At 71.8% G+C, this 26593-nt stretch carries 23 protein-coding genes; 9 read left to right on the top strand and 14 right to left on the bottom strand.

Features of this window, described 5'->3' with window-relative positions:
- The coding region (locus AE652_RS03580) for a choice-of-anchor A family protein (RefSeq protein ID WP_049649623.1) at window positions 1–1020 on the bottom strand (1020 nt) is incomplete at its 3' end.
- Between the two features lie 258 nt (window positions 1021–1278).
- Between AE652_RS03580 and AE652_RS03575 the strand changes: the two genes are divergently transcribed.
- The gene (locus AE652_RS03575; RefSeq protein ID WP_049649626.1) at window positions 1279–2259 is read left to right on the top strand and encodes a heme A synthase; all 981 of its coding nucleotides are present in this window, start codon (window positions 1279–1281) and stop codon (window positions 2257–2259) included.
- Window positions 2260–2328: 69 nt separating this feature from the next.
- Here AE652_RS03575 and AE652_RS03570 read toward each other — a convergent pair whose 3' ends face one another.
- Window positions 2329–2655 (bottom strand): hypothetical protein, encoded by a 327-nt coding sequence (locus AE652_RS03570; RefSeq protein WP_053111946.1) that lies wholly within the window; start codon window positions 2653–2655, stop codon window positions 2329–2331.
- A 73-nt stretch (window positions 2656–2728) separates the two neighbouring features.
- Between AE652_RS03570 and AE652_RS03565 the strand changes: the two genes are divergently transcribed.
- Window positions 2729–3370, top strand: a complete 642-nt coding sequence (locus AE652_RS03565; protein WP_049649621.1) for a DUF2461 domain-containing protein — start codon at window positions 2729–2731, stop codon at window positions 3368–3370.
- 65 nt (window positions 3371–3435) lie between these two features.
- Here AE652_RS03565 and AE652_RS03560 read toward each other — a convergent pair whose 3' ends face one another.
- Window positions 3436–4383 carry a heme o synthase gene (locus tag AE652_RS03560; protein ID WP_074001672.1) on the bottom strand — a complete coding sequence of 316 codons (948 nt, stop codon included), beginning with the start codon at window positions 4381–4383 and terminating at the stop codon, window positions 3436–3438.
- A gap of 462 nt (window positions 4384–4845) precedes the next feature.
- Between AE652_RS03560 and tkt the strand changes: the two genes are divergently transcribed.
- The 5 genes from tkt (at window position 4846) to pgl (ending at window position 11688) form a co-directional block, all read left to right on the top strand.
- Window positions 4846–6945, top strand: coding sequence for a transketolase (gene tkt, locus AE652_RS03555; protein ID WP_049649620.1), 2100 nt, complete (start codon window positions 4846–4848; stop codon window positions 6943–6945).
- Between the two features lie 88 nt (window positions 6946–7033).
- A complete protein-coding gene (gene tal, locus AE652_RS03550) occupies window positions 7034–8176 on the top strand; it encodes a transaldolase (protein ID WP_049649619.1) in 1143 nt (380 codons plus the stop codon).
- Window positions 8177–8237: 61 nt separating this feature from the next.
- Window positions 8238–9794, top strand: coding sequence for a glucose-6-phosphate dehydrogenase (zwf, locus tag AE652_RS03545; RefSeq protein ID WP_049649618.1), 1557 nt, complete (start codon window positions 8238–8240; stop codon window positions 9792–9794).
- The gene (gene opcA, locus AE652_RS03540; protein ID WP_049649617.1) at window positions 9791–10903 is read left to right on the top strand and encodes a glucose-6-phosphate dehydrogenase assembly protein OpcA; all 1113 of its coding nucleotides are present in this window, start codon (window positions 9791–9793) and stop codon (window positions 10901–10903) included. Before zwf ends, opcA begins: the two co-directional genes overlap by 4 nt.
- Complete coding sequence (gene pgl, locus AE652_RS03535) at window positions 10900–11688, top strand: 6-phosphogluconolactonase (RefSeq protein ID WP_049649616.1); 789 nt, start codon at window positions 10900–10902, stop codon at window positions 11686–11688. The genes opcA and pgl overlap by 4 nt, the downstream gene beginning before the upstream one ends.
- A 96-nt stretch (window positions 11689–11784) precedes the next feature.
- Here the strand turns inward: pgl and AE652_RS03530 are convergent, their stop codons facing one another.
- The 11 genes from AE652_RS03530 to uvrA all read right to left on the bottom strand — a co-directional run bounded on the left by AE652_RS03530 (window position 11785) and on the right by uvrA (window position 24787).
- Window positions 11785–12072, bottom strand: coding sequence for an RNA polymerase-binding protein RbpA (locus AE652_RS03530; RefSeq protein WP_030238413.1), 288 nt, complete (start codon window positions 12070–12072; stop codon window positions 11785–11787).
- A gap of 205 nt (window positions 12073–12277) precedes the next feature.
- Window positions 12278–12514: a preprotein translocase subunit SecG gene (secG, locus tag AE652_RS03525; protein ID WP_049649615.1), complete on the bottom strand. Its 237-nt coding sequence runs from the start codon at window positions 12512–12514 to the stop codon at window positions 12278–12280.
- 87 nt (window positions 12515–12601) lie between these two features.
- Window positions 12602–13387, bottom strand: coding sequence for a triose-phosphate isomerase (tpiA, locus tag AE652_RS03520; RefSeq protein ID WP_049649614.1), 786 nt, complete (start codon window positions 13385–13387; stop codon window positions 12602–12604).
- Between the two features lie 6 nt (window positions 13388–13393).
- On the bottom strand, window positions 13394–14605 hold the full coding sequence (pgk, locus tag AE652_RS03515) for a phosphoglycerate kinase (protein ID WP_049649613.1): 1212 nt from the start codon (window positions 14603–14605) through the stop codon (window positions 13394–13396).
- 154 nt (window positions 14606–14759) lie between these two features.
- Window positions 14760–15767 carry a type I glyceraldehyde-3-phosphate dehydrogenase gene (gap, locus tag AE652_RS03510; protein ID WP_049649612.1) on the bottom strand — a complete coding sequence of 336 codons (1008 nt, stop codon included), beginning with the start codon at window positions 15765–15767 and terminating at the stop codon, window positions 14760–14762.
- Window positions 15768–16073: 306 nt separating this feature from the next.
- Window positions 16074–17054, bottom strand: coding sequence for a DNA-binding protein WhiA (gene whiA, locus AE652_RS03505; protein ID WP_049649611.1), 981 nt, complete (start codon window positions 17052–17054; stop codon window positions 16074–16076).
- Window positions 17045–18142 carry a uridine diphosphate-N-acetylglucosamine-binding protein YvcK gene (gene yvcK, locus AE652_RS03500; protein ID WP_079271949.1) on the bottom strand — a complete coding sequence of 366 codons (1098 nt, stop codon included), beginning with the start codon at window positions 18140–18142 and terminating at the stop codon, window positions 17045–17047. Before yvcK ends, whiA begins: the two co-directional genes overlap by 10 nt.
- Before the next feature lie 63 nt (window positions 18143–18205).
- Window positions 18206–19090, bottom strand: coding sequence for an RNase adapter RapZ (rapZ, locus tag AE652_RS03495; RefSeq protein WP_234348205.1), 885 nt, complete (start codon window positions 19088–19090; stop codon window positions 18206–18208).
- A 118-nt stretch (window positions 19091–19208) separates the two neighbouring features.
- Window positions 19209–21248 carry an excinuclease ABC subunit UvrC gene (gene uvrC, locus AE652_RS03490; RefSeq protein ID WP_049649609.1) on the bottom strand — a complete coding sequence of 680 codons (2040 nt, stop codon included), beginning with the start codon at window positions 21246–21248 and terminating at the stop codon, window positions 19209–19211.
- Window positions 21249–21332: 84 nt separating this feature from the next.
- Window positions 21333–21767 carry a Rieske (2Fe-2S) protein gene (locus AE652_RS03485; RefSeq protein ID WP_049649608.1) on the bottom strand — a complete coding sequence of 145 codons (435 nt, stop codon included), beginning with the start codon at window positions 21765–21767 and terminating at the stop codon, window positions 21333–21335.
- Between the two features lie 107 nt (window positions 21768–21874).
- Window positions 21875–24787 (bottom strand): excinuclease ABC subunit UvrA, encoded by a 2913-nt coding sequence (uvrA, locus tag AE652_RS03480; protein WP_049649607.1) that lies wholly within the window; start codon window positions 24785–24787, stop codon window positions 21875–21877.
- A 279-nt stretch (window positions 24788–25066) separates the two neighbouring features.
- Between uvrA and AE652_RS03475 the strand changes: the two genes are divergently transcribed.
- Complete coding sequence (locus AE652_RS03475) at window positions 25067–25795, top strand: maleylpyruvate isomerase family mycothiol-dependent enzyme (RefSeq protein WP_049649606.1); 729 nt, start codon at window positions 25067–25069, stop codon at window positions 25793–25795.
- Window positions 25796–25843: 48 nt separating this feature from the next.
- The gene (locus AE652_RS03470) at window positions 25844–26497 is read left to right on the top strand and encodes an MBL fold metallo-hydrolase (protein ID WP_049649605.1); all 654 of its coding nucleotides are present in this window, start codon (window positions 25844–25846) and stop codon (window positions 26495–26497) included.
- The last annotated feature ends 96 nt before the right edge of the window (window positions 26498–26593 follow it).

Below are 26593 nucleotides of genomic sequence, written 5' to 3'. Positions count from 1 at the left end.
GCTCGGCACGGTCGGCGGGACGGTCGGCGGCACCGTCGGGGTGCCGGACGGCGTCGGGACGGTGGTGCCCGGCAGGCAGCCGGCGAAGGGGTAGTGGTGCGTCTCGGCGCCGCCCTTGCCGGTCAGCGAGGCGGCGATCACCGAGCCGTTGACCGGGCCGCCGCTGCCGAGGTCGAAGGCGGCGTTCGGCGCGAGCACGGTGCCGGCCCAGGCGGCCTGGCTGTTCTTGACCACCTTGGTGGCGGTCGGGAAGTTCCAGAGCAGCCTGGACCGGATCGCCCCGCCCGCGGCGCTCTGGAGCTTGTCGTCCAGCACGAAGGCCTTCTTGCCCTCGTCCCACAGGTGGAAGCCGGTGGTCCCGGCCGCCGCCATGTCGTACGAGCCGCCGGTCACGTTGACCACCGTCACCGAGCCGGCCGGCACCTTGAGGTAGACGTCCTTGGCGCCCTGCAGCTTCGCCGCGTCGACGGTGAAGCTGTTGTACTTCGCGTCGCCGCCGGTGAGCGTGAGCTTGGCGCCCTCGGCCTGGACGGTGGCGCCGGCGGTCTGCGGGACGGCGGCCAGCGAGGTGGCGGCGGCGCGCAGCTTGGCGAACTCGGCCTTGAAGTCGATCGGCGAGGGGCCCTGGTTGACGGTGCCGGCGTGGGCCTGGGCCACCGCGCCGTCGGCCTTGGAGCCGAAGACGCCGTTGCCCTTCATCACCTGGGTGTTGTGGCCGGTGAGCTTGCCGGCCACGACCAGGGCGTTCTTGCCCGGCAGCGCGTCGACCTGGGCCTGGGTGAGCTCCTGGCCGACCGAGAAGCCGCCGGTGAAGTCGGCGTTGCCGCCGACCGCGACCGCGCCCTCGGCGTCGGGGGTGTGGGTGTCGTCGCCCTCGATGAACTCGCCGTAGAGGTTGGCGACCCCGAGGCTGCGGCACTCCTGGTCGGTGCCGACGGCCTGGGCGGCCGGCGCGACGAGCCCGGCCAGTGCGAGCGAGCCGCCTACCGCGAGCGCGGCGGCGGAAATGGGTATGCGCATGTGCAGGTCTCCGCTTGCGTGCGGGCGTAGATGGGGGGAGGGGTCCTCAAAAAGGTATGGACCAATCCGCACTCTTTCGGCCAAACGGGTGATTGGTCAAGACCAATAACCTCCTTGACCGAACCACCCCGGTTTGTCCGCGTGTCGCACCCCAGCGTGTCGCCGCCCGCCGGCTCCGCCGCCTCCCGCCGCACCACCCGCGCCACACCGCCGCGCGGCCCGTGCCCCGCCCCAAGATCGCCTGTAAGGCCGCCTACGATTGACCGCGTGCCTAATCCCTTCTCCCTGCTCGCCGAGCGCTGGCAGCCATCCGCCGAGATGGTCCGGCGTGCCACGTTCGCCGCGCTGGTGATGAGCGTGGTGATCGTCGTCACCGGCGGCGCCGTCCGCCTCACCGCCTCCGGCCTCGGCTGTACGACCTGGCCCCGGTGCACCGACGAGAGCCTGACGCCCACCGCCGAGATGGGCTTCCACGGCATCGTCGAGTTCACCAACCGGATGCTCACCTACGTGCTGAGCGCCGCCGTCGGCTGGGCCATCCTGGCCGCCCGCTGCCACCGGCCCTGGCGGCACAGCATGACCCGGCTCGGCTGGGCCCAGTTCTGGCTGGTGATGAGCAACGCCGTGCTCGGCGGCATCACCGTGCTGACCGGCCTCAACCCGTACACCGTGGCGCTGCACATGATCGCCGCGATGGCCCTGGTCTGGGTCGCGCTGCTGATGTGGGAGCGGTCCAAGGAGGGCGACGGCCCGCCGACGCTCGTGGTGCCCCGCCCGGTCCACCAGCTGTCCTACGTCCTGGTCACCGTGATCGGCCTGCTCGTCGCGGCCGGCACCCTGGTGACCGGCGCCGGCCACCACCCCGGCACGCCCAAGGACAACAAGATCGTCCCGCGCATCCCGATCGACTACGACCGCCTCGCCCAGTTCCACGCCGACTTCGCGTTCGTGTCCGTGGGCCTGGCCATCGCGGTGATCTTCGTCCTCGCCGCCGTGAAGGCCCCCCAGGCGGCCAGGTCCCGCACCAAGGAACTGCTCGCCGTCCTCCTCCTCCAGGGCGTCCTGGGCTTCATCCAGTACTTCACCGACGCCCCCGAGCTGATGGTCGGCCTCCACATGCTCCTCGCGGCGCTGACCTGGATCGCCGCCCTGCGCGTCCCCCTCGCCCTGCGCACCCGCGGGGCCGAGGCGGTCACCGACCAGCTCCCCGCCCAGACTCCGCAGCCCGCCGCGGTCTGAGCGCGCACACGCCGACGGCCCGGCTCCCCCGCGTGGGGGAACCGGGCCGTTCGTCGTACCGGGATGCGGTCAGATCTGGATGCCGGCCATCCGCTTCCACTCGTACGCGCCGGTCTTGACCTTGAGGCCCAGCTCGCCCTCGAAGTCGTCGTGCAGGGTCAGCCCGGCCAGCTCGGCGGCGCGCTTGCCCACGGCGTAGCTGGGGGCCACCTGGTCGCCCCAGGCGCCGTCCGCGCCGACGACCACGATGCGGGTGGCCACGGAGCCGACGTACTCGACGACGGCGTCGCCGCCCCCGTGCTCGCGGGCGAAGCTGGTGAGGTGCTTGGCGATGCGCTTGGCGCGGCGCTCGGTGCGGGCGTCCGGCGCGGCGGTGGCGGTCTCTGCGCTGCTCATGTCCCGCATGCTACCCACCGGTAGCGCCGCTGGCGACGGGAGCGCCCTGTGCACCGGGCCACATACTGGAGGGGTGACCTTCTCCGGCTGGCCGGCCGAGGCGCTCGACTTCTACGAGCACCTGGAAGCCGACAACTCCAAGACCTTCTGGCAGGCCCACAAGGACGTCTACGACGGCGTCGTCCGGGCCCCGATGGAGCTGCTGCTCGCCGAGCTGGAGCCGGAGTTCGGGCCGGGGAAGATCTTCCGGCCCAACCGCGACGTCCGGTTCAGCGCCGACAAGTCCCCGTACAAGACCCACATCGGCGCCCATCTGGAGAGCGGCGGCTACATCCAGCTCTCCGCCGACGGACTGGCCTGCGGCAACGGCCTCTACCAGCTCGCCCCCGACCAGCTGGAGCGCTACCGCGCCGCCGTCGCGGAGGACGTCACCGGCGCGGAGCTGGAGCGGGTGATCGCCCGGGTGGAGCAGCAGGGCCCGCTGGTCGTGGGCCGGGACTCCCTCAAGTCGGCCCCGCGCGGCTACCCCAAGGACCACCCCCGGATCGGGCTGCTGCGCCACAAGGGCCTGGTGGCCTGGCAGGAGTGGGAGCCCGCGAAGTGGCTGGGCACCCGCGCCGCCCACACCCGGATCGCCGGCTTCCTGCACGCCTCCCAGCCGCTGCGGGACTGGCTGGACGGCCACGTCGGCCCCTCCGAGCTGCCCGCCCGCTGAGAACGCGAAGAGCCCCGGTCCGCCTGGACCGGGGCTCTTCGCGTAAGCCTCTGCTTCGTAAGCCTCTACTTGACGAACGGGTCGATCGCGCAGACCACCATCAGCAGCGACAGGTAGGTGATCGACCAGTGGAACAGCCGCATCTCCTTGAGCTTCGCGCCCACGATCCCGGCCTTGGCCCGGCCGTACAGCGCGTGCGCCTCGCGCAGCCAGGCCCCGCCCAGCAGCACCGCGGCGACCGGGTACAGCCAGCTCATGTGGCCCAGCGGCCAGACCGCCAGCGAGACCGCCACCATCACCCAGGAGTAGGCGACGACCTGCTTGCCGACGGCCACGTTGCCCTTGACGACCGGCAGCATCGGCACGCCGGCCCGCTCGTAGTCGTCGCGGACCTTCATCGACAGCACCCAGGTGTGCGGCGGCGTCCAGAAGAACACGACCAGGAACAGCATCACCGCGGCCCAGGACACCGAGTTGGTCACCGAGGACCAGCCGATCAGGACGGGCATGCAGCCGGCGATGCCGCCCCAGACGATGTTCTGCGAGGTGCGCCGCTTGAGCCCGAGCGTGTAGACGAACACGTAGAACAGCAGCGCGCCGAGCGCCAGCCAGGCCGACAGCCAGTTGACCCCGAAGCCCAGCAGAAGCGTCGAGACGACGGCGAGGACGATGCCGAACACCAGCGCCTCGCGCGGCGACACCATCCCGGTGACGATCGGACGCCGCTCGGTGCGCGACATGACCGCGTCGATGTCGCGGTCGATGTACATGTTGAGGGCGTTGGCGCCGCCGGCCGAGAGGTAGCCGCCGACGACGACCTTCAGCACCAACAGCATGTTCGGCACGCCCTGCTGGGCCAGGAACATCACCGGCACGGTGCTCATCAGCAGCAGCTCGATGATCCGCGGCTTGGTCAATGCGACGAACGCGCCGACACGGGCCCCGAACGGCCGGTGCGCAGGAGTCGCCCCGGTGACCCCGGCGGGACGGGTTTCGACGGCGGTCACTAACACCCCAACTGAAGATGAATCTTCGCAGGCGTCCACAGGAACGAAGGGTCCCGAATCGTCCGCTCTGCGCGTACCACGACACCATAGACGTTCCATATATCCCATCCGGCTCCGGGGTCCCCCGGCGAGGCGGAACGCACACCCCCGGGTGAACCGCCCGGGCGGGGCCGTCGAGCGCCTCCGGCGGGTCCGCTAGCCCGTCCTGACCACCTGGGCGGCGCGACGGCGCGAACCGGGAGAGTCTGGGACAAATCCATCCGCACCGCTCCAGTGGGAATCTGCATGCGGAATTGCCGGTTGTCCCAGCACGGAGGGTGAGCCGCACCCCGGACGGTAGGCTCGCGGACAGAAGCGGGATCTACCCTCCGTGACCGGCACCACCCAGCGTCGGGACCACAGCGCCGTGGCCGACCCGGTCCCCATTCACGGGGTCACTCTTCACAATGGAAGGAGCCCTGAGACAGGGTGAGCACTGCGCCGACGAACGCATTCGAGTGGACCGATCTGGATGAGCGCACCGTTGACACGGCGCGCGTCCTGGCCATGGACGCTGTCCAGAAGGTCGGTAACGGACACCCCGGGACGGCCATGTCGCTGGCCCCGGCCGCGTACCTGATCTTCCAGCGGTTCCTGCGCCACGACCCGACCGACCCGTCCTGGGTCGGACGCGACCGCTTCGTCCTCTCCCCCGGCCACACCAGCCTGACGCTCTACACCCAGCTCTACCTCTCCGGCTACGGCCTGGAGCTGGACGACCTGAAGGCCTTCCGCGTCGCGGGCAGCCGTACCCCCGGCCACCCCGAGCACGGCCACACCGCGGGTGTGGAGACCACCACCGGCCCGCTGGGCCAGGGCATCGCCAACGCGGTCGGCATGGCGATGGCCGCCCGCTACGAGCGCGGCCTGTTCGACCCGGAGGCCCCGGCCGGCGAGTCCCCCTTCGACCACACGGTCTGGGCGATCGTCTCCGACGGCGACCTGGAGGAGGGCATCTCCGCCGAGGCCTCGTCGCTGGCGGGCCACCAGAAGCTGGGCAACCTGGTCGCCGTCTACGACGACAACCACATCTCGATCGAGGGCGACACCGAGACCGCCTTCTCCGAGGACGTCCTCAAGCGCTACGAGGCGTACGGCTGGCACGTCCAGCGCGTCACCCCGAAGTCCAACGGCGACATCGACGTGGCCGCCCTGGCCGAGGCGCTGGCCGCGGCCAAGGCCGAGACCTCCCGCCCGTCGATGATCGCGATGCGGACGATCATCGCCTGGCCGGCCCCGGACGCCCAGAACACCGCCAAGGCCCACGGCTCCGCGCTCGGCGCCGCCGAGATCGCCGCCACCAAGAAGGTCCTGGGCTTCGACCCGGAGAAGACCTTCGAGGTCAGCGACCAGGTCATCGGGCACGCCCGCCAGGTCATCAAGCGCGGCAAGGCCGCCCGCGACCAGTGGCAGCAGGGCTTCGAGGCCTGGCGCGCCGCCAACCCGCACCGCGCGGCCGAGTTCGACCGCATCGAGGCCGGCGAGCTGCCCGAGGGCTGGAAGAAGGCCGTCCCGTCCTTCCCGGCCGGCAAGGACGTCGCCACCCGCAAGGCCTCCGGCGACACCCTCAAGGCGATCGGCGCGGTGATCCCGGAGCTGTGGGGCGGCTCGGCCGACCTCGCCGAGTCCAACCTCACCACCATCGACGAGGACAGCTCCTTCCTGCCCGAGGGCAACCCGCTGAAGTCGGCGAGCCCGTACGGCCGGACGATCCACTTCGGCATCCGCGAGCACGCCATGGGCTCGACCATGAACGGCATCGCCCTGCACGGGAAGACCCGGGTCTACGGCGGCACCTTCCTGGTCTTCGCCGACTACATGCGCCCGGCCGTCCGCCTGGCCGCGCTGATGAAGCTGCCGGTCACCTACGTCTGGACGCACGACTCGATCGGCCTCGGCGAGGACGGCCCGACCCACCAGCCGGTCGAGCACATGGCCTCGCTGCGCGCCATCCCGGGCCTGGCCATGGTCCGCCCGGCCGACGCCAACGAGACCGCCGTCGCCTGGCGCACCATCGTCGAGCGCCACACCAGCCACCCCGGCCCGGTCGGCCTGGCGCTGACCCGCCAGGGCGTCCCGACCTTCGACCGCGAGGTCTTCGGCTCCGCCGAGGGCACCGCGAAGGGCGGCTACATCCTGGCCGAGGCCTCCACCGGCGACCCGCAGGTGATCCTGCTCGGCACCGGCTCCGAGGTCCAGCTGGCCGTCCAGGCCCGCGAGGCGCTGGAGGCCGAGGGCATCGCCACCCGGGTGGTCTCGCTGCCGTCCTTCGAGTGGTTCCAGGAGCAGGACCAGGCCTACCGCGACAGCGTGCTGCCGCCGTCGGTCAAGGCCCGCGTCTCGGTCGAGGCCGGCATCGCCCAGGGCTGGCGCGAGCTGGTCGGCGACCACGGCCGGATCGTCTCGCTGGAGCACTTCGGCGCCTCCGCCGACTACAAGGTGCTGTTCGAGGAGTTCGGCATCACCACCGAGCGCGTGGTGGCCGAGGCCCACAACGCCCTGCGCTCCCTCGAGGCCGTCAACCGCTAGCGGCCCCCGGGCCGCGTGCCCGCCCGCACGCGGGCACGCGGCCCCCTCCCGACCACCCCACGAAGCAAGAACAAGGGACTGAAGCACCATGACTGACGCACTGAAGCGCCTCAGCGACGAAGGCGTTGCGATCTGGCTGGACGACCTCAGCCGCAAGCGGCTGAACTCCGGCAACCTGGCCGAACTGGTGCAGAACAAGCACGTGGTGGGCGTGACCACCAACCCGACCATCTTCCAGAAGGCCATCGCCGGCTCCGGCGACGACTCCTACGACGGCCAGCTGCGCGACCTCGCCGTCCGCAAGGTCACCACCGACGAGGCGATCCGCATGATCACCACCTCGGACGTGCGCGACGCGGCCGACGTGCTGCGCCCGGTCTACGACGCCTCCAACGGCCGCGACGGCCGGGTCTCCATCGAGGTCGACCCGCGCCTGGCGCACGAGACCGCCACCACCGTGGCCGAGGCCAAGCAGCTGTGGTGGCTGGTCGACCGCCCGAACGTCTTCATCAAGATCCCCGCCACCAAGGCCGGCCTGCCCGCGATCGCCGAGGTCATCGGCAAGGGCATCAGCGTCAACGTCACGCTGATCTTCTCGCTGGAGCGCTACAAGGCCGTCATCGACGCCTACCTGACCGGCCTGGAGACCGCCAAGGCCAAGGGCCTGGACCTCTCCCAGATCGAGTCGGTCGCCTCCTTCTTCGTCTCCCGCGTGGACACCGAGATCGACAAGCGCCTGGACAAGATCGGCGGCGAGGCGAAGGACCTGCGCTCCAAGGCCGCACTGGCCAACGCCCGCCTCGCCTACCAGGCGTACGAGGAGGTCTTCGGCAGCGTCGACGGCAAGACCTCCGGCACTGCCCGCTGGGCCGCCCTGGAGGCCGCCGGCGCCAAGCCGCAGCGCCCGCTGTGGGCCTCCACCGGCGTCAAGGACCCGGCCCTGCCGGACACCCTGTACGTCACCGAGCTGGTCGCCCCCGGCACCGTCAACACGATGCCCGAGGCCACCCTGGAGGCCACCGGCGACCACGGCGTGGTCACCGGCAACACGATCGTCCCCAACTACGCCGACGCCAAGGCCGTGCTGGACGCGATCGCCGCCGCCGGCGTGGACTACGACGACGTCGTCCAGCTCCTGGAGGACGAGGGCGTCGAGAAGTTCGAGCAGTCCTGGAACGAGCTGCTCGACACCGTCACCGCCTCGCTCGCCTCCTTCGCCGACGAGAAGTGACCCCTGCTCACAGCCAGCGCACGAAAGCGGAGCCCATCAAGTGAGCACTGATTTCCCCGAGTTGACTCCGGAATCGGACGCGGACGACCTCCCGCCCGCCCCCGTCAACCCGCTTCGTGACCCCTCCGACCGACGGCTCCCGCGCATCGCGGGGCCGTCCGGTCTGGTCATCTTCGGGGTCACCGGCGACCTGTCCCGCAAGAAGCTGATGCCGGCCATCTACGACCTGGCCAACCGCGGTCTGCTTCCGCCGGGCTTCTCCCTCGTCGGCTTCGCCCGCCGCGAGTGGGACGACGAGGACTTCGCCAAGGAGGTCCACGACGCCGTCCGGGACCACGCCCGCACCCCGTTCCGGGAGGAGGTCTGGCAGCAGCTCGCCAAGGGCATGCGGTTCGTCCACGGAACCTTCGACGACGACGAGGCCTTCGACAAGCTGCGCGAGACCATCGAGGAGCTGGACAAGGCCCAGGGCACCGGCGGCAACTTCGCCTTCTACCTGTCCGTCCCGCCGAAGTTCTTCCCCACCGTCGTCCAGCAGCTCAAGAAGCACGGCCTGGCCGACCCGCCGCAGGGCTCCTGGCGCCGCGCGGTCATCGAGAAGCCCTTCGGCCACGACCTGGAGAGCGCTCAGGAGCTCAACAAGGTCGTCCACGAGGTCTTCCCCCGGGACGAGGTCTTCCGGATCGACCACTACCTGGGCAAGGAGACGGTCCAGAACATCCTGGCGCTGCGCTTCGCCAACCAGATGTTCGAGCCGATCTGGAACCGGTCGTACGTCGACCACGTGCAGATCACCATGGCCGAGGACATCGGCATCGGCGGCCGGGCCGGCTACTACGACGGCATCGGCTCCGCCCGTGACGTGATCCAGAACCACCTGCTCCAGCTGATGGCGCTCACCGCCATCGAGGAGCCCGCCTCCTTCCACCCGAAGGCGCTGGTGGCCGAGAAGCTCAAGGTGCTCAGCGCCGTCAAGCTCCCGGCCGACCTCGGCCGGCACACCGTGCGCGGCCAGTACGCGGCCGGCTGGCAGGGCGGCGAGGAGGTCGTCGGCTACCTGGACGAGGACGGCATCGACCCCGACTCCAAGACCGACACCTACGCGGCCATCAAGCTGGAGATCAACAACCGCCGCTGGGCGGGCGTCCCGTTCTACCTGCGCACCGGCAAGCGCCTGGGCCGCCGGGTCACCGAGATCGCGGTCGTCTTCCAGCGCGCCCCATACCTGCCCTTCGACTCCTACGCGACCGAGGAGCTGGGGCAGAACGCCCTGGTCATCCGGGTCCAGCCGGACGAGGGCGTGACGGTGCGGTTCGGCTCCAAGGTGCCGGGCACCTCCTTCGAGGTGCGGGACGTCACGATGGACTTCGCCTACGGCGAGTCCTTCACCGAGTCCAGCCCGGAGGCGTACGAGCGGCTCATCCTCGACGTGCTGCTCGGCGACGCCAACCTGTTCCCGCGCCACCAGGAGGTCGAGCTCTCCTGGCAGATCCTCGACCCGATCGAGAAGTACTGGGACACCCACGGCAAGCCCGCCCAGTACGCGGCGGGGACCTGGGGTCCCGTCGAGGCGGACGAGATGCTCGCACGAGACGGCAGGAGCTGGCGCCGGCCATGAAGATCGACCTCACCAACACGACGTCCAGCAAGATCAACGCCGCGCTGATGGAGGCGCGCCGGGCCCGCGGCTCGGGCGCCGCCGGCATGGTGCTCACCCTGGTGATCGTGACCGACGAGGGCAGCGCCTACGACGCCCTCAAGGCCGCCAACGACGCCTCCCGCGAGCACCCGATGCGCACCCTCGCGGTGATCAAGCGCGCCGGGCGCTCGCCCCGGGCCCGCGCCGAGACCCGGCTGGACGCCGAGATCCTGGTCGGCTCGGACGCCGGCTCCGGCGAGACGGTCGTCCTGCGGATGCACGGCGAACTCGCCGCGCACGCCCAGTCGGTGGTCCTGCCGCTGCTGCTGCCGGACGCCCCGACCGTGGTCTGGTGGCCGGACAACGCTCCGCACCACCCGGCGCAGGACCCGCTGGGCTCGATCGCCCAGCGCCGGATCACCGACGCCGTCACCGCCGAGTCCCCGGTCGGCCAGCTCGCCCAGCGCGCGCAGAGCTACACCCCGGGCGACACCGACCTGGCCTGGACCCGGGTCACCGGCTGGCGCTCGATGCTGGCCGCCGCGCTGGACCAGCGGCCGTCCACGATCGTCTCCGCGGTGGTCGAGGGCGAGTCCTACAACCCCAGCGTCGAGTTGCTCGGCCTCTGGCTGACCAACCGGCTCCAGGTGCCCGTCGAGCGGGTCGTCACCAACGGCCCCGGCATCACCGCGGTGCACCTGCGCACCAAGGACGGGGACATCACCCTGGACCGCCCGGACGGCCTGCTGGGCACGCTCTCCATGCCCGGCTCGCCGGACCGCCAGGTGGCGCTCAAGCGGCGCGAGACCTCGGAGCTGATCGCCGAGGAGCTGCGCCGCCTGGACCCGGACGACATCTACGCGACGGCCGTGCGCACGCCCGTCGACCGGCTGCACGAGCCGTCCAACGCCGAGACCGCGGCGGCCGAGCAGGTCGCCCGCGAGGTCGCGGAGGAGGCCGTCGAGGAGGCCGCCGAGGCGGCCGTGGAGCAGGCCGTGGCCAACCCCGAGCGGGTGACCGCCGGGACGGCGGAGAAGAAGCCCGCCCGCAAGGCCGCCGGCAAGCGCACCGGCAAGGACGGCGCATGACCAACGCGACCCCGCAGCTGGTCGTCCACCGGGACAAGGAGCTGATGGCCCAGGCGGCCGCGGCCCGGCTGATCACCCGGATCGTGGACGCCCAGGCCGCCCGCGGCAGCGCCTCGGTGGTGCTCACCGGCGGGCGCAACGGCAACGCCCTGCTGGCCGCGATCGCCGCCTCCCCGGCGCGCGACGCGGTCGACTGGGGCCGGCTGGACCTCTGGTGGGGCGACGAGCGCTTCCTGCCCGCCGCCGACCCGGAGCGCAACGCCGTCCAGGCCCGCGCCGAGCTGCTGGACGCCGTCCCGCTCGACCCGGCGCGGGTGCACGAGATGCCCGCCTCGGACGGCGTGGACGGCTCGGACGTGGAGGCCGCCGCCGCCCGCTACGCCGAGGAGCTGGCGAAGGCGGCCGGGCCGGGCGACCGGCTCGGCGTCCCGGCCTTCGACGTGCTGCTGCTCGGCGTCGGCCCGGACACCCACGTCGCCTCGCTCTTCCCCGAGCACCCGGGCGTCCGGGAGACCGAGCTGACCGTGGTCGGCGTGCGCGGGGCCCCCAAGCCCCCGCCGACCCGGGTCTCGCTCACCCTCCCGGCGATCCGCACCGCCCGCGAGGTCTGGCTGCTGGCCGCCGGCGAGGACAAGGCGGGCGCGGTCGCGCTGGCCCTGTCCGGCCCCGGCGAGCTCCAGGCGCCCGCCTCCGGCGCGTACGGCCGCAGCCGCACCCTGTGGCTGCTGGACCGCGCCGCCGCGGAGCGGATCCCGCCGCAGCTCTACCCGCCGGCCTCGGCCTGACCGGATCCGGCAACGCCGAAGGGCGCCACCGTCACCGACGGGGGCGCCCTTCGCGCTGTTCTGTCCGGACCGCTGCGTTCCGCTCCGGCGCTCCGCTCAGATCTCGCCGCGGAGCTTCGCCAGCGCCTCGGCCAGGATCGCCTCGCCGTCGGCGTCGGTGCGCCGCTCGCGGACGTAGGCGAGGTGGGTCTTGTACGGCTCGTTGCGCGAGGGCGCCGGCGGGTTGTGCTGGTCCTGGCCGGCCGGGAAGCCGCAGCGCGGGCAGTCCCAGGTGTCCGGGATCGCCGCTTCGGCCGCGAAGCTGGGACGGGTCTCGTGCTTGTTCGCGCACCAGAAGGAGATCCGGTTGCGCGGGGCGGACTCGCCGCGCTCCGCCTCGCCCATCGGGCCGGCCCCGACCCTGCTGCCACGGATGGCATTGCCACTTGCCACGGTCTGACTCCCTGCGTACTGGTGCGCCGACCCGCCGCGGTGCGCGTCGGTGGCGAAAGTCGTCCTAGTGTAAGCAGGAGTTAAGCCTCCGCCACCACCGCCTCCGCACCCGACCGTCCCAGGATAGGCGCTCGGGCGACGGGGCGTCAGGGTTACGTCAGACCGAGGACTTCATCAGCAGGCCGAGGACGATGATGGAGGCGAACCAGCCCAGGCCGACCACGATGGTGATGCGGTCCAGGTTGCGCTCGGCCACCGCCGAACCGCCGCCGGTGGACATCGAGCCACCGCCGAACATGTCGGACAGGCCGCCGCCCTTCCCCTTGTGCAGCAGCACCAGAAGGATCATCAGCAGACTGAAGATGATCAGGGCAATCGAGAACCCGAGAACCACGACGGGACCAACTCTCTCGTATCTTCGGCGAAGGGGCCGGGCCGCGTACGGCGGTCCGGCCCCAAAGCCTACGTTGCTGCGGCGGCGTTAGCCTACTGCCTGCTCACGGTAGCGCACGATCTTGACGAACTCGTCGGCGTCCAGCGAGGCACCGCCGACCAGGCCGCCGTCGATGTCGGGCTTGGCCATCAGGCCGGCCGCGCTCGACGACTTCACCGAACCGCCGTACAGCACCCGGACCTTGCCGGCCAGCTCGGCGTCGTACAGCTCGGCGATCCGCCCGCGGATGGCGGCGCAGACCTCCTGCGCGTCCTCCGGGGTGGCCACCTCGCCGGTGCCGATCGCCCAGACCGGCTCGTAGGCGACCACGATCGACTCGGCCTGGTGGGCCGGGACGTCGGCCAGGCCGCCGTCCAGCTGGGCCAGGGTGTACTCGACGTGGGTGCCGGCCTTGCGGATCTCCAGCGGCTCGCCGACGCACAGGATCGGGGTGACCCCGGCGCGGTAGGCGGCCTTCACCTTGGCGTTGACGATCTCCTCGTTCTCGCCGTGGTACTGGCGGCGCTCGGAGTGGCCGATCACCGCGTAGGTGCACTGGAGCTTGGCCAGCATCGGGCCGGAGACCTCGCCGGTGTAGGCCCCGCCGTCGTGCTGCGAGATGTCCTGCGAGCCGTACTTGATCTTCAGCTTGTCGCCGAAGACCAGGGTCTGCACCGAGCGCAGGTCGGTGAACGGCACCAGGACGGCGACCTCGACGGCCGCGTAGTCCTTGTCGGCCAGCGCGAAGGCCAGCTTCTGGGTGTGCTGGATGGCCTCAAGGTGGTTGAGGTTCATCTTCCAGTTGCCCGCCATCAGCGGGAGACGGTCGGTCATGTGCTGTCAGTCCTCCAGAGCGGCGAGACCGGGGAGGGTCTTGCCCTCCAGGTACTCGAGGCTGGCGCCGCCGCCGGTCGAAATGTGCCCGAACTTCGTCTCGTCGAAGCCCAGGATGCGGACGGCCGCGGCGGAGTCGCCGCCACCGACCACGGTGAACGCGTCGCTGTCGAGCAGGGCCTGCGCGACGGCCTTGGTGCCGTTCGCGTAGTCCGGGTGCTCGAAGACGCCCATCGGGCCGTTCCAGAACACGGTGCCCGCGTCGGCCAGCTTGGCCGCGTACAGCTCGCGGGTCCCGGGGCCGATGTCCAGGCCCTCCTGGTCGGCCGGGATGGCGTCCGCGGCGACGGTCGAGGGGTTCGCCGGAGCCTTGGTCTTGAGGTCCGGGAACTCGGCGGAGACCAGGACGTCGACCGGCAGCACGAACTCGACGCCGCGCGCCTCGGCCCGGGCCAGGTACTCCAGGACGGTCGGGATCTGGTCGGCCTGGAGCAGCGAGATGCCGACCTCGTGGCCCTTGGCCTTGAGGAAGGTGTACGCCATACCGCCGCCGATCAGGATCCGGTCGGCCTTCTCCAGCAGGTTGTCGATCACGCCGAGCTTGTCGGAGACCTTGGCGCCGCCGAGCACCACCACGTACGGGCGGGCCACGTCCTCGGTGAGCTTCTTCAGCACGCCGACCTCGGTGGCGATCAGGTCGCCCGCGGCGTGCGGCAGCAGGGCCGGCAGGTCGAAGACCGAGGCGTGCTTGCGGTGCACGGCGCCGAAGCCGTCGCCCACGTACAGGTCGGCCAGCGCGGCCAGCTGCTCGGCGAAGGCCTTGCGCTCGGCGTCGTCCTTGCTGGTCTCGCCCGCGTTGAAGCGCAGGTTCTCCAGCAGCGCGACCTCGCCGTCCGCCAGCGCGGCGACGGTGGCCGCGGCGCTGTCACCGACGGTGTCGGTGGCGAAGGCGACGCCCTTGCCGAGGATCTCGCCGAGGCGCTCGGCCGCCGGGGCGAGCGAGAACTGCGGGTCCGGCGCGCCCTTGGGACGGCCGAGGTGCGAGGCGACGACCACCTTCGCGCCGGCCGCGGCCAGCTTGGCGATGGTCGGCGCGACGGCGCGGATGCGGCCGTCGTCGGTGATCGTGCGGCCGTCCAGCGGCACGTTCAGGTCGGCGCGCACGAAGACGCGCTTGCCTTCGACACCGGCTTCGATGAGCTCTTCGATGGTCTTCACGGGGATTCGGATTCTCCTGGGGAGATGGTTGATGCGCAGTGAGGCGGCACGGCGCAGGGGCCGCCTGAGAAGTCCTTGAGCGCGGAACGAGGGCCCGGTCGGCACCGTACGCCGACCAGGCCCTCGCCCCTACATCACGTCAGCTCCCGCGAGGTCAGAGCTGCCCGCCGACGAGGCCGACCAGGTCGACCACGCGGTTCGAGTAGCCCCACTCGTTGTCGTACCAGCCGAGCACCTTGACCTGGTTGCCCTGGACCATGGTCAGCTGCGAGTCGAAGATGCAGGAGTGCGGGTCGTTCACGATGTCCGAGGAGACGATCGGGTCCTCGGTGTAGGCCAGGATGCCCTTGAGCGGGCCCTCCTGGGCGGCCTTCTGGAAGGCCGCGTTGACCTCGTCCTTGGTGACCTCGCGCTCGAGGGTCACGACCAGGTCGGTGATGGAGCCGGTCGGGACCGGGACGCGCAGCGAGGTGCCGTCCAGCTTGCCCTTCAGCTCCGGCAGGACCAGGGCGGTCGCCTTGGCGGCACCGGTCGAGGTCGGGATGATGTTCTGCGAGGCCGCACGAGCACGGCGCAGGTCCTTGTGCGGGAAGTCCAGGGTCACCTGGTCGTTGGTGAACGCGTGGACGGTGGTCATCAGACCCTTGACGATGCCGAAGCTCTCGTTCAGGACCTTCGCCATCGGCGCCACGCAGTTGGTGGTGCACGAGGCGTTGGAGATGACGTGGTGGTTGGCGGCGTCGTACTTCTCGTCGTTGACACCCAGGACGATGGTGACGTCCTCGTCGGTGGCGGGCGCCGAGATGATGACCTTCTTCGCGCCGGCGGCGAGGTGCTTCTTCGCGGCCTCGGCCTTGGTGAAGATGCCGGTGGACTCGACGACGATGTCGGCGCCCAGGGCGGCCCACGGGAGGTTCGCGGGGTCACGCTCGGCGGTCACCTTGAAGGTGTGGCCGTCGACGGTGATGCTGTCCTCGGTGTGCGAGACCTCGGCCTGGAGGGTGCCCAGGGTGGTGTCGTACTTGAGCAGGTGAGCCAGGGTCTTCGTGTCGGTGAGGTCGTTGACACCGACGATCTCGATGTCCGCGCCCTGAGCCTTGACCGCGCGGAAGAAGTTGCGGCCGATGCGGCCGAAGCCGTTGATGCCTACCCGGATCGTCACGAACCGATCTCCTCGTTAGGTACGCCGGGCGCGAGGCCCGGCGGGGGTGAGATTTGGGAAGTCCCCGACCGCCTACGACCCTACCCCTCCGGGGCCTGGGACGGCACATCGCGCCGCCTGGTGAGACCGGGCGTGGCGTGCCCCAAACCCCATTTCAGGCCGTCCGGCCCTGGCCCGCCGGGCAGTTGGTCCCAGCTCAGTGGTCTCTACCAATTCGGGAGTGTCGCGGCTGTCCGGAAACGACCGCGGCCGGCGCCCGGGGGTCCGGGCACCGGCCTTCGTGATCACGGGGTGTGACCGTGGGCGTCAGTTCATCGCCATCTCGTCGGTGAGGCTCGCCTCGGTGCTGGGCAGGCCCAGCTCGGAGGCCCGCTTGTCGGCCATCGCCAGCAGGCGGCGGATCCGGCCGGCCACCGCGTCCTTGGTCAGCGGCGGGTCGGCGAGCGCGCCCAGCTCCTCCAGCGAGGCCTGCTTGTGCTGCATCCGCAGCTGGCCGGCCGCGGCCAGGTGCTCGGGCACCTCGTCGCCGAGGATCTCCAGCGCGCGGGCCACCCGGGCGCCGGCCGCCACCGCGGCGCGGGCCGAGCGGCGCAGGTTGGCGTCGTCGAAGTTGGCCAGCCGGTTGGCGGTGGCGCGCACCTCGCGCCGCATCCGGCGCTCCTCCCAGGCGAGCACCGACTCGTGCGCGCCGAGCCGGGTCAGCAGGGCGCCGATCGCGTCGCCGTCGCGGATCACCACCCGGTCCACGCCGCGCACCTCGCGGGCCTTGGCCGGGATGCCGAGCCGGCGGGCGGCGCCGACCAGGGCGAGGGCGGCCTCGGAGCCGGGGCAGGTGATCTCCAGCGAGGAGGAGCGGCCCGGCTCGGTGAGCGAGCCGTGCGCCAGGAAGGCCCCGCGCCAGGCCGCCTCGGCGTCGCAGGTGGCCCCGGAGACGACTGCCGGGGGCAGGCCCCGGATCGGGCGTCCGCGGCCGTCCACGAGCCCGGTCTGGCGCGCGAGCAGCTCGCCGTCCTTGACGACCCTGACCACGAAGCGGCTGCCTCGGCGCAGCCCGCCGGGGGCCATCACCACCAGGTCGGAGGAGTGCCCGAAGATCTCCAGCAGGTCCTTGCGCAGCCGCCGTGCCGCCGCTCCGGTGTCGAGCTCCGCCTCGATCACGATGCGACCGCTCACGATGTGCAGCCCGCCCGCGAACCGCAGGATCGCCGACACCTCCGCCTTGCGACAGCAGGCCCGGGTGACCGGGAGCCGGCTGATCTCGTCCTTCACCGCTGGAGTCATCGCCATGGCCCGATCCTTCCATGTGTCCGGAAAATCCGGTCGTACGCTGCCGCCAACAGCTCGGGGTCGTGTCGCGGCGTCCCGTCGGTGCGGGCCACCGAGCCGAGCACCAGAGCCGCGCCCATCCGCTCGGCGGCCTTCGCCAGGCCGTCCAGGTCGGCCTGGCCGAAGGCCCCGCCGGTGACAGCGCGCTCGTCCACCAGGATCGCATCCACCGCGAGGTTCGGAGCGTGGTCGGCGATGACCTCCAGGTGGCGCTGCGGGGTGAAGCCCTCGGTCTCCCCGGGCTGGGGGGCCAGGTTCAGGGTGAGCAGGCGGCGGGCGCGGGTCTCGGTGAGCGCCGCGGCCAGCTCGGGCACCAGCAGGTGCGGCAGCACGCTGGTGAACCAGGAGCCGGGGCCGAGCACCACCCAGTCCGCCTCCCGGACGGCGGTGACCGCCTCCGGGACGGCGGGCGGCTCGTCCGGCAGCAGCCGGATCGACTGCACGGTGCCCGGGGTGACCGCGACGTCGGCCTGGCCGCGGACGGCCGTGACCTCGCCGGGGCGCGCCGGGTCGTGGCCGCGGACGGTCGCCTCGATGTCCAGCGGCACCGCCGACATCGGCAGCACCCGGCCCTGCACGTTGAGCAGCCGGCCGACCCAGTCCAGCGCCGCGACCGGGTCGCCCAGCTTCTCCCAGAGCGCCACGATCAGCAGGTTGCCGACGGCGTGGCCGCCGAGCTCGCCGTTGCCGGTGAAGCGCTGCTGGATCACCTCGGACCAGGTGCGGCCCCAGTCGTCGTCCCCGCACAGTGCGGCCAGCGCCTTGCGCAGGTCGCCCGGGGGCAGCACGCCCAGCTCCTCGCGCAGCCGGCCGCTGGAGCCGCCGTCGTCGGCGACGGTGACCACGGCGGTGAGGTCGCTGGTGAGCCGGCGCAGTGCGGACAGCGAGGCCGACAGGCCCTGCCCGCCGCCGAGCGCGGTGATCCTCGGGGCCGGGTTGGCGCGGGCGGGACTGCTGCGCGGACGGCCCGGCGCCGTGGGCCGGGCCGGGCTGCCCGCCCGGTCACCGGTCCTGCTCTGCGGCTGCCGCCCGGGCACGTATCCCGCCACACTCACCTCGCGTTCCTCGGCCCGCCGACCACTCCGCCGGCGGGCCCGGCAGGGCGGCGGCGGTTACTCCCGTCCCATGTCACGGTGGACGAGCACCGTCTCGACTCCGTCGGCGATGAGACGCTTGGTCAGACGCTCGGACATGGCGACGCTTCGGTGCTTGCCACCGGTGCAGCCTACGGCAAGCGTCATGTAGCGCTTCCCCTCGCGGCGGTATCCCTCGGTGATGATGCGCAGCAGCTGGGCGTAGCCGTCCAGGAACTCGTTGGCTCCGGGCTGCTGGAAGACGTAGCCGGCGACGTCCGCGTCGGTGCCGGTACGGGCCCGCAGTTCGGGCACCCAGTGCGGGTTGGGCAGGAAGCGGCAGTCCACCACGAGGTCGGCGTCGACCGGCAGGCCGTACTTGAAGCCGAAGGACATCACGGTGGCGCGCAGCTCGGGCTCGTCGTGGTCGGCGAACTGGGCGTCCAGCTTGGCGCGCAGCTGGTGCACGTTGAGGTTGGAGGTGTCGATCACCAGGTCGGCCTCGCCGCGCAGGTCGCGCAGCAGGTCGCGCTCCAGGGCGATGCCGTCCACGATCCGGCCGTCGGCCTGCAGCGGGTGCGGGCGGCGGACGCTCTCGAAGCGGCGCACCAGCGCCTCGTCGGAGGAGTCCAGGAAGACGACCCGCAGCCGGACGCCGCGCTTCTCCAGCTCGTCCAGCGAGGTGAGCAGGTCGTCGAAGAACTGCCGGCCGCGGACGTCCACGACCACGCCGATCCGGGCGACGTTGCCCTGGGAACGGGCGCCCAGGTCGACCATGGTCGGGATCAGGGCCGGCGGCAGGTTGTCCACCACGAACCAGCCGAGGTCCTCCAGGCACTTGGCGGCGGTGGAGCGGCCGGCTCCGGACATACCGGAGATGATCACCAGCTCCGGCGCGTTCTCGGCCACGTCTGACACGGTCACTTCGGTTCCCCGCTCTCGGTCTTTCTGCTGGGGAGTACGCGTACGGCTCGGCCGCCCTTCCCCGGCCCGGGCAGGCGGGCGGGGCCGGGGCACACCGGCTGACGGGCGGCGTCGGCCGTCATGGCGTCTCCTGGGATGGTGCGGTCTGGGGTGCTGCGGCCACCGGCCCGGCGGCCTGCTCGGCCCCGTCCTCGATGATCTCGCCGGTCGCGGTGTTGACCGCGGGTGCGGCGGGTGTACGGGACGACAACGCCTCCGCAACAGTCTGCGCGGTGCGGCGTCCGATGCCGGGTACCTCGCAGAGCTCGTCCACGGTGGCGGCCCGGAGCTTCTTCAGCGAACCGAAGTGCTTGAGCAGCGCCCGGCGGCGAGTCTCGCCGAGGCCCGGGACGGAGTCCAGTTCCCCGGCGGTGAGTCGCTTGGAACGCTTGTTGCGCTGATAGCTGATCGCGAAGCGGTGCGCCTCGTCGCGGACCCGCTGGAGCAGGTAGAGGCCCTCGCTGGAGCGGGGCAGCACCACCGGGTCGTCCTCGCCGGGCAGCCAGACCTCCTCCAGGCGCTTGGCCAGGCCGCACAGCGCGACGTCGTCGATGCCGAGTTCGTCCAGGGCGCGCCTGGCGGCGGCGACCTGCGGCTGGCCGCCGTCGACGACCAGCAGCTGGGGCGGGTAGGCGAAGCGCTTGGGGCGGCCCTCCTCGTCCCGGGTGCCGCCGGCGCCGGTGTCGGGGTCGTCCTCCTCGGGGACGGCCCACTCGCCGGTCTGCTCGCGCTCCTGGAGGTAGCGGCGGAAGCGGCGACTGATCACCTCGTGCATCGAGCGGACGTCGTCCTGGCCCTCGAAGCCCCTGATCTGGAAGCGCCGGTACTCGCTCTTGCGGGCCAGGCCGTCCTCGAAGACGACCATCGAGGCGACCACGTCCTCGCCCTGGAGGTGGGAGATGTCGTAGCACTCGATGCGCAGCGGGACGGAGTCCAGCTCCAGCGCGTCGGCGATCTCCTGGAGGGCGCGGCTGCGGGTGGTGAGGTCGGAGGCGCGCTTGGTCTTGTGCAGCGCCAGCGCCTGCTGGGCGTTGCGCTGCACGGTGGCCATCAGGTCCTTCTTGTCCCCGCGCTGGGGCACGCGCAGGTCGACCTGGCTGCCGCGCAGGCCGCCGAGCCACTCGCGGACCGGCTCCGCCGGCTCCGGCAGGGCGGGGACGAGCACCTCGCGCGGGACGGACTCGCCGCCGCCGTAGAGCTGCTGGAGGGCGTGCTCGACCAGGCCGGCGGTGTCGACGTCCTCGACCTTGTCGGTGACCCAGCCGCGCTGGCCGCGCACCCGGCCGCCGCGGACGTGGAAGATCTGCACGGCGGCCTCGAGTTCGTCCTCGGCCAGGGCCAGCAGGTCGGCGTCGGTGGCGTCCGCGAGCACGATGGCGTTCTTCTCCATCGCACGCTTGAGGGCGCCGATGTCGTCCCGCAGCCGGGCCGCCTTCTCGTACTCCAGCTCGGCGGCGGCCTCCTGCATCTCGTCTTCCAGCCGGCGCAGGTAGTTGCCGGTGCGCCCGGCCATGAAGTCGCAGAAGTCCTCGGCCAGCGCGCGGTGTTCGTCCGCCGAGACCTTGCCGACGCAGGGCGCGGCGCACTTGCCGATGTAGCCGAGCAGGCAGGGCCGGCCGACCTGGCGGGCGCGCTTGAAGACGCCGTTGGAGCAGGTGCGGACGGGGAAGACGCGCAGCAGCAGGTCGACCGTCTCGCGGATCGCCCAGGCGTGCCCGTACGGGCCGAAGTAGCGCACGCCCTTCTTGTGCGCCCCGCGCATCACCTGGACCCGCGGGTACTCCTCGTTCAGGGTGACGGCGAGTTCCGGATAGCTCTTGTCGTCGCGGTACTTGACGTTGAACCGCGGGTCGTACTCCTTGATCCAGGAGTACTCCAGCTGGAGCGCCTCGACCTCGGTGGCGACCACCGTCCACTCCACCGAGGCGGCGGTGGTGACCATGGTCGCGGTGCGCGGGTGCAGGCCGGCCAGGTCCTGGAAGTAGGACGACAGGCGCGGCCGCAGGCTCTTGGCCTTGCCGACGTAGATGACCCGGCCGTGGGCGTCGCGGAACTTGTAGACGCCGGGGGAGGTCGGGATCGCACCGGGCGCCGGGCGGTAGGTGCTCGGGTCAGCCATGGGTCCACCGTACCGAGTGGGGCCGGGGCCGCGGGGCGGAGATCGTCAGGGGGGACCGTGGCGGTCGGGAGGCGCTCAACTCGGTCAGCTCGGGGTCACCTTGAGGTTGCCGGCCTCGACCGTGACGGTGTAGGCGGGCAGCGGGGAGGAGGCCGGTCCGTCCTGCACGGCGCCGTCGGTGACGGCGAACCGGCTGCCGTGGCAGGGGCACTGGATCTGGTTGTTCTTGACCTGGTCCACGAGGCAGCCGGCGTGGGTGCACCGGGCGTTGAACGCCTTGTACTGGCCGGCGGTGGGCTGGGTCACCACGATCTTCTGCTCGCGGAAGACCTTGCCGCCGCCCTCCGGCACGGCCGAGGCCGGGCCGAGGTCGACCGGGCCCTTGGGGGCGCTGCCGCCGGAGGACGAGGAGCTGCACCCGGTGACCGCCACGGTGCCGCCGGCCGCCAGGACGGCCGCGGCCCCGCAGAGCACGGTGCGGCGGGAGGCGGTGGGGCTGGTCTCGGGGGCCTCGGACATCGGTGCGCTCCTACGGGTACGGCTGTTGCGGGGACCACGGAAGTCTATGTCGCGCCCACCCCGCCGCTCCCGGGAGTCCCCGGGTGCGGCGGGGTGGGCGGACGGGGCTACTTCTTCGCGGCGGCCGCGCGCTTGCGCGGCGCCTTCTTCGCCGGGGCGGCGGCCGGGGCGTCCGCGAAACCGGCCGGCAGGATGTCCCGCAGGAACTTGCCGGTGTGGCTCTCCGGGACGGCGGCGATCTGCTCCGGGGTGCCCTCGGCGACCACGGTGCCGCCGCCGGAGCCGCCCTCGGGGCCCATGTCGACGATCCAGTCGGCGGTCTTGATCACATCGAGGTTGTGCTCGATGACGATCACCGTGTTGCCCTTCTCCACCAGCCCGCTGAGCACCTTGATCAGCTTGCTGATGTCCTCGAAGTGCAGGCCGGTGGTGGGCTCGTCCAGCACGTAGACCGTCCGCCCGGTGGAGCGCTTCTGGAGCTCCGAGGCGAGCTTGACGCGCTGCGCCTCGCCGCCGGAGAGGGTCGGCGCCGACTGGCCGAGCCGGACGTAGCCGAGGCCGACGTCGTTGAGCGTCCGCAGGTGCCGGGCGATCGCCGGGACGGCCTCGAAGAAGCCCAGCGCCTCCTCGATCGGCATGTCCAGCACCTCGGCGATGGACTTGCCCTTGTAGTGGACCTCCAGCGTCTCCCGGTTGTACCGGGCGCCGTGGCAGACCTCGCACGGCACGTAGACGTCCGGCAGGAAGTTCATCTCGATCTTGATGGTGCCGTCGCCCGAGCAGTTCTCGCAGCGGCCGCCCTTGACGTTGAAGGAGAACCGGCCGGGCAGGTAGCCGCGGACCTTGGCCTCCTGCGTCTCCGCGAAGAGCCGGCGGACGTGGTCGAACACCCCGGTGTAGGTGGCCGGGTTGGAGCGCGGGGTGCGGCCGATCGGCGACTGGTCGACGTGCACCACCTTGTCCACCTGGTCGGTGCCGGTGATCCGGGTGTGCCGGCCGGGCACGCTGCGGGCGCCGTTCAGCTCCCGGGCGAGGTGGGTGTACAGGATGTCGTTGACCAGCGTCGACTTGCCGGAGCCGGAGACGCCGGTGATCGCGGTGAAGGTGCCGAGCGGGAAGCCGACCGTGACGTCCTTGAGGTTGTGCTCGCGGGCGCCGTGGACCGTCAGCTGGCGCTTCTTGTCCCGCTCGCGGCGGGTGGCCGGGATCGGGATGGACCGCTTGCCGGAGAGGTACTGGCCGGTCAGCGACTCCTTGTTGGTGAGCAGCTGCTTCAGCGAACCGGAGTGCACCACCTTGCCGCCGTGCTCGCCGGCGCCCGGGCCGATGTCGACCACCCAGTCCGCCGTCTTGATGGTGTCCTCGTCGTGCTCGACGACGATCAGGGTGTTGCCGATGTCGCGCAGCCGCACCAGCGTCTCGATCAGCCGGTGGTTGTCCCGCTGGTGCAGGCCGATGGACGGCTCGTCCAGCACGTACAGCACGCCGACCAGGCCGGAGCCGATCTGGGTGGCCAGCCGGATGCGCTGGGCCTCGCCGCCGGACAGGGTGCCGGCCGCGCGGTCGAGCGAGAGGTAGTCCAGGCCGACGTCGACCAGGAAGCGCAGCCGCTCGTTGACCTCCTTGAGGACCCGCTCGGCGATCTGCTTGTCCCGGGCGTTGAGCCGCATCGCGCCGAGGAACTCGGAGCAGTCGCTGATCGACATCGAGGAGACGTCGGCGATCGACCTGCCCTCGACGGTGACCGCGAGGACCACCGGCTTGAGCCGGGTGCCCTGGCACGTCGGGCAGGGCACCTCGCGCATGTAGCCCTCGAAGCGCTCGCGGCTGCTGTCGCTCTCCGCCTCGGTGTGCCGGCGCTGGATGAACGGGATCGCGCCCTCGAAACCGGTGCTGTACGAGCGCTCGCGGCCGAAGCGGTTGCGGTAGCGGACCTCCACCTGGTGCTTGTGCCCGTACAGCAGCGCCTTCTTCGCGCGGGCGGGCAGCCCGGCCCAGGGGATGTCGGTGCGGAAGCCGAGCTCCCCGGCCAGCGCGTCGATCAGGCGCTGGAAGTACTCCTTGGCGTGCCCGGCCGACCACGGGTGGATCGCGCCCTCGTCCAGCGAGCGCTCGACGTCGGGCACGACCAGCTCCGGGTCGACCTCCATCCGGTTGCCCAGGCCCGAGCAGTCCGGGCAGGCGCCGAACGGCGAGTTGAAGGAGAACGAGCGCGGCTCCAGCTCCTCGAACGACACGTCGTCGTACGGGCAGTAGAGGTGCTCGGAGTACATCCGCTCGCGCTCCGGGTCGTCCTCGGGGAGGTCGACGAAGTCGAGCACGACCATGCCGCCGGACAGCCGCAGGGCCGTCTCCACCGAGTCGGTGAGCCGCCGCTTGGCGCTGTCCTTCACGGTCAGGCGGTCGATGACCACCTCGATGGTGTGCTTCTCCTGCTTCTTGAGCTTCGGCGGCTCGGCGAGCTGGATCGTCCCGCCGTCGACCCGGGCGCGGGAGTAGCCCTTGGACTGGAGGTCGGCGAAGAGGTCGACGAACTCGCCCTTGCGCTCGCGCACCACCGGGCTGAGCACCTGGAACCGGGTGCCCTCGGCGAGCTCCAGCACCTTGTCCACGATCGCCTGCGGCGACTGCTTGGCGATCGGGCGGCCGCAGTGCGGACAGTGCGGCTTGCCGATCCGGGCGAACAGCAGGCGCAGGTAGTCGTAGACCTCGGTGATGGTGCCGACGGTCGAACGGGGGTTGCGGTTGGTGGACTTCTGGTCGATCGAGACGGCCGGGGAGAGGCCCTCGATGAAGTCCACGTCGGGCTTGTCCATCTGCCCGAGGAACTGACGGGCGTAGGAGGACAGCGACTCGACGTAGCGGCGCTGGCCCTCGGCGAAGATCGTGTCGAAGGCGAGCGAGGACTTGCCGGAGCCGGAGAGGCCCGTGAAGACGATGAGGGAGTCGCGGGGCAGGTCGAGCGAGACGTTCTTGAGGTTGTGCTCGCGAGCACCGCGGACGATGAGGCGGTCGGCCACTGCTTCTGGCGCCTTTCTCCGGGGCGAGAGGGCTTGCGTTGGGATGTGCTGCTTCTTCCAGGATGCGGCAGCCAGCCTATAGCTCAGACGTTCGAATATCGACCTTGTCCAGCCGGGACCACCCGAACGAGTGAGGCCACCCCCCGGGCCGTCCGTACCCGCACGGTGCGCGTACCCGAAAACCCCCTGCTCAGGGCCCGGATTCGGCGGTAGCGTCACCTGGTCAACGAGCGAAGCCCGCTCCGGGCAACGCCCCGTTCCGCACGGAAGGCAGATTCGATGACCGACCCGAGGTCCGCCGCCGACTCCTGGCTCGGCCAGGTCGAGGAGAGCACCGGGCGCCTGCTGCGCACCGTCGCCGGGCTGAAGCCCGACGCCGTCGCCGAGCCCTCCGCCCTCCCCGGCTGGACGAAGGGCCACGTGCTGGCCCACCTCGCCCGCAACGCCGACTCCCTGGTCAACCTGCTGACCGGCGCCCGCACCGGCACCGACGTCCCGCAGTACGCCAGCCACGAGGCCCGCGACCAGGACATCGAGCGCGACGCGCCCCGCCCGCTCGACGCCCACCTCGCCGACCTGCGCGCGTCCCACGAACGCTTCCTGGCCGCCGCCGCGCTGATGACCGACGACGCCTGGGCGGCGCCCGTCAAGCACCGCTTCGGCTACGTCTTCCCGGCCCACCAGATCCCGCACAAGCGCCTGCTGGAGCTGGAGTACCACCACGTCGACCTGGCCGCCGGCCACACCCCGGCGGACTGGCCGGAGGACTTCGCCGTCGCCCAGTTCCGCAAGCTCGCCGCCGGCCTGGCCGGGGAGGCCGGCCTGCCCGCCGTCGAGCTGGTCGCCGACGACACCGACGACCGCGCCGTCATCGGCACCGGCGAGCCCGCCCTCACCGTCCGGGGCCCCGTCCGCGCCCTCACCGCCTGGCTCTCCGGCCGCTCCGCCGGCGACGCCCTGCACCGCACCCCCGACACCGCCCTGCCCCCGCTTCCCCCCATGGGCTGACGGCGCGAGGATGATGCCAGGGAGATCCACACGACGAGGAGCAGACGGATGACGTACCACGGAGCGGTCAAGGTCGGCGGACCGCCGGACGTGCGGGAACTGGCCCACCTGATCATCACCAAGGTGGCCGTCGGCCCGTACGACAACAACGCCTACCTGCTGCGCTGCCGGGCCACCGACGAACAGCTCCTGATCGACGCGGCCGCCGACGCGCCGGTGCTGCTGGAGACCGTCGGGGACGACCTCGAAACGGTGGTCACCACCCACCGCCACCACGACCACTGGGGCGCGCTGGCCGAGGTGGTCGCCACCACCGGTGCCCGGACGGCCGCCGGCGAGCACGACGCCGAGGGCATCGACGTCCCCACCGAGCTGCTGCTCGCGGACGGCGACACGCTGCGGGTCGGCGAGGTGGAGCTCACCGTCCGGCACCTGGTCGGCCACACCCCGGGCGCCATCGTGCTCGTCTACGACGACCCGCAGGGCCACCAGCACGTCTTCACCGGCGACTGCCTCTTCCCGGGCGGCGTCGGCAACACCTGGGGCGACCCGGAGGCCTTCCGGACCCTCTACCGGGACGTCACCGAGAAGATCTTCGACGCCCTCCCCGACGAGGCCTGGGTCTACCCCGGCCACGGCTCCGACACCACCGTCGGCGCCGAGCGCCCGCACCTCGACGAGTGGCGCGAGCGCGGCTGGTAGCCCTCCCCCGCCGCACGGCCGAGGCCCCCGTGACCGTCTCCGGTCGCGGGGGCCTCGGCGGTGCCCGGCGCCGTGCGGCGCACGAACGTCAGGCGT

Origin of the sequence: Kitasatospora sp. MY 5-36 (assembly GCF_001182915.1) — a bacterium.
In the GTDB taxonomy this organism is placed as follows: Bacteria; Actinomycetota; Actinomycetes; order Streptomycetales; family Streptomycetaceae; genus Kitasatospora.
This window is presented reverse-complemented; position numbering and strand designations above follow the sequence as displayed.

What these genes read in the sequence shown, in the direction of transcription:
- AE652_RS03470 (WP_049649605.1), top strand. Translation starts at nt 25,844, where the DNA reads ATGACGTACCACGGAGCGGTCAAGGTCGGCGGACCGCCGGACGTGCGG.
- AE652_RS03570 (WP_053111946.1), bottom strand. Translation starts at nt 2,655, where the DNA reads ATGAGCAGCGCAGAGACCGCCACCGCCGCGCCGGACGCCCGCACCGAG.
- uvrC (WP_049649609.1), bottom strand. Translation starts at nt 21,248, where the DNA reads ATGGCTGACCCGAGCACCTACCGCCCGGCGCCCGGTGCGATCCCGACC.
- AE652_RS03475 (WP_049649606.1), top strand. Translation starts at nt 25,067, where the DNA reads ATGACCGACCCGAGGTCCGCCGCCGACTCCTGGCTCGGCCAGGTCGAG.
- opcA (WP_049649617.1), top strand. Translation starts at nt 9,791, where the DNA reads ATGAAGATCGACCTCACCAACACGACGTCCAGCAAGATCAACGCCGCG.
- tpiA (WP_049649614.1), bottom strand. Translation starts at nt 13,387, where the DNA reads ATGACCGACCGTCTCCCGCTGATGGCGGGCAACTGGAAGATGAACCTC.
- AE652_RS03485 (WP_049649608.1), bottom strand. Translation starts at nt 21,767, where the DNA reads ATGTCCGAGGCCCCCGAGACCAGCCCCACCGCCTCCCGCCGCACCGTG.
- AE652_RS03530 (WP_030238413.1), bottom strand. Translation starts at nt 12,072, where the DNA reads ATGGGCGAGGCGGAGCGCGGCGAGTCCGCCCCGCGCAACCGGATCTCC.
- tal (WP_049649619.1), top strand. Translation starts at nt 7,034, where the DNA reads ATGACTGACGCACTGAAGCGCCTCAGCGACGAAGGCGTTGCGATCTGG.
- whiA (WP_049649611.1), bottom strand. Translation starts at nt 17,054, where the DNA reads ATGGCGATGACTCCAGCGGTGAAGGACGAGATCAGCCGGCTCCCGGTC.
- pgl (WP_049649616.1), top strand. Translation starts at nt 10,900, where the DNA reads ATGACCAACGCGACCCCGCAGCTGGTCGTCCACCGGGACAAGGAGCTG.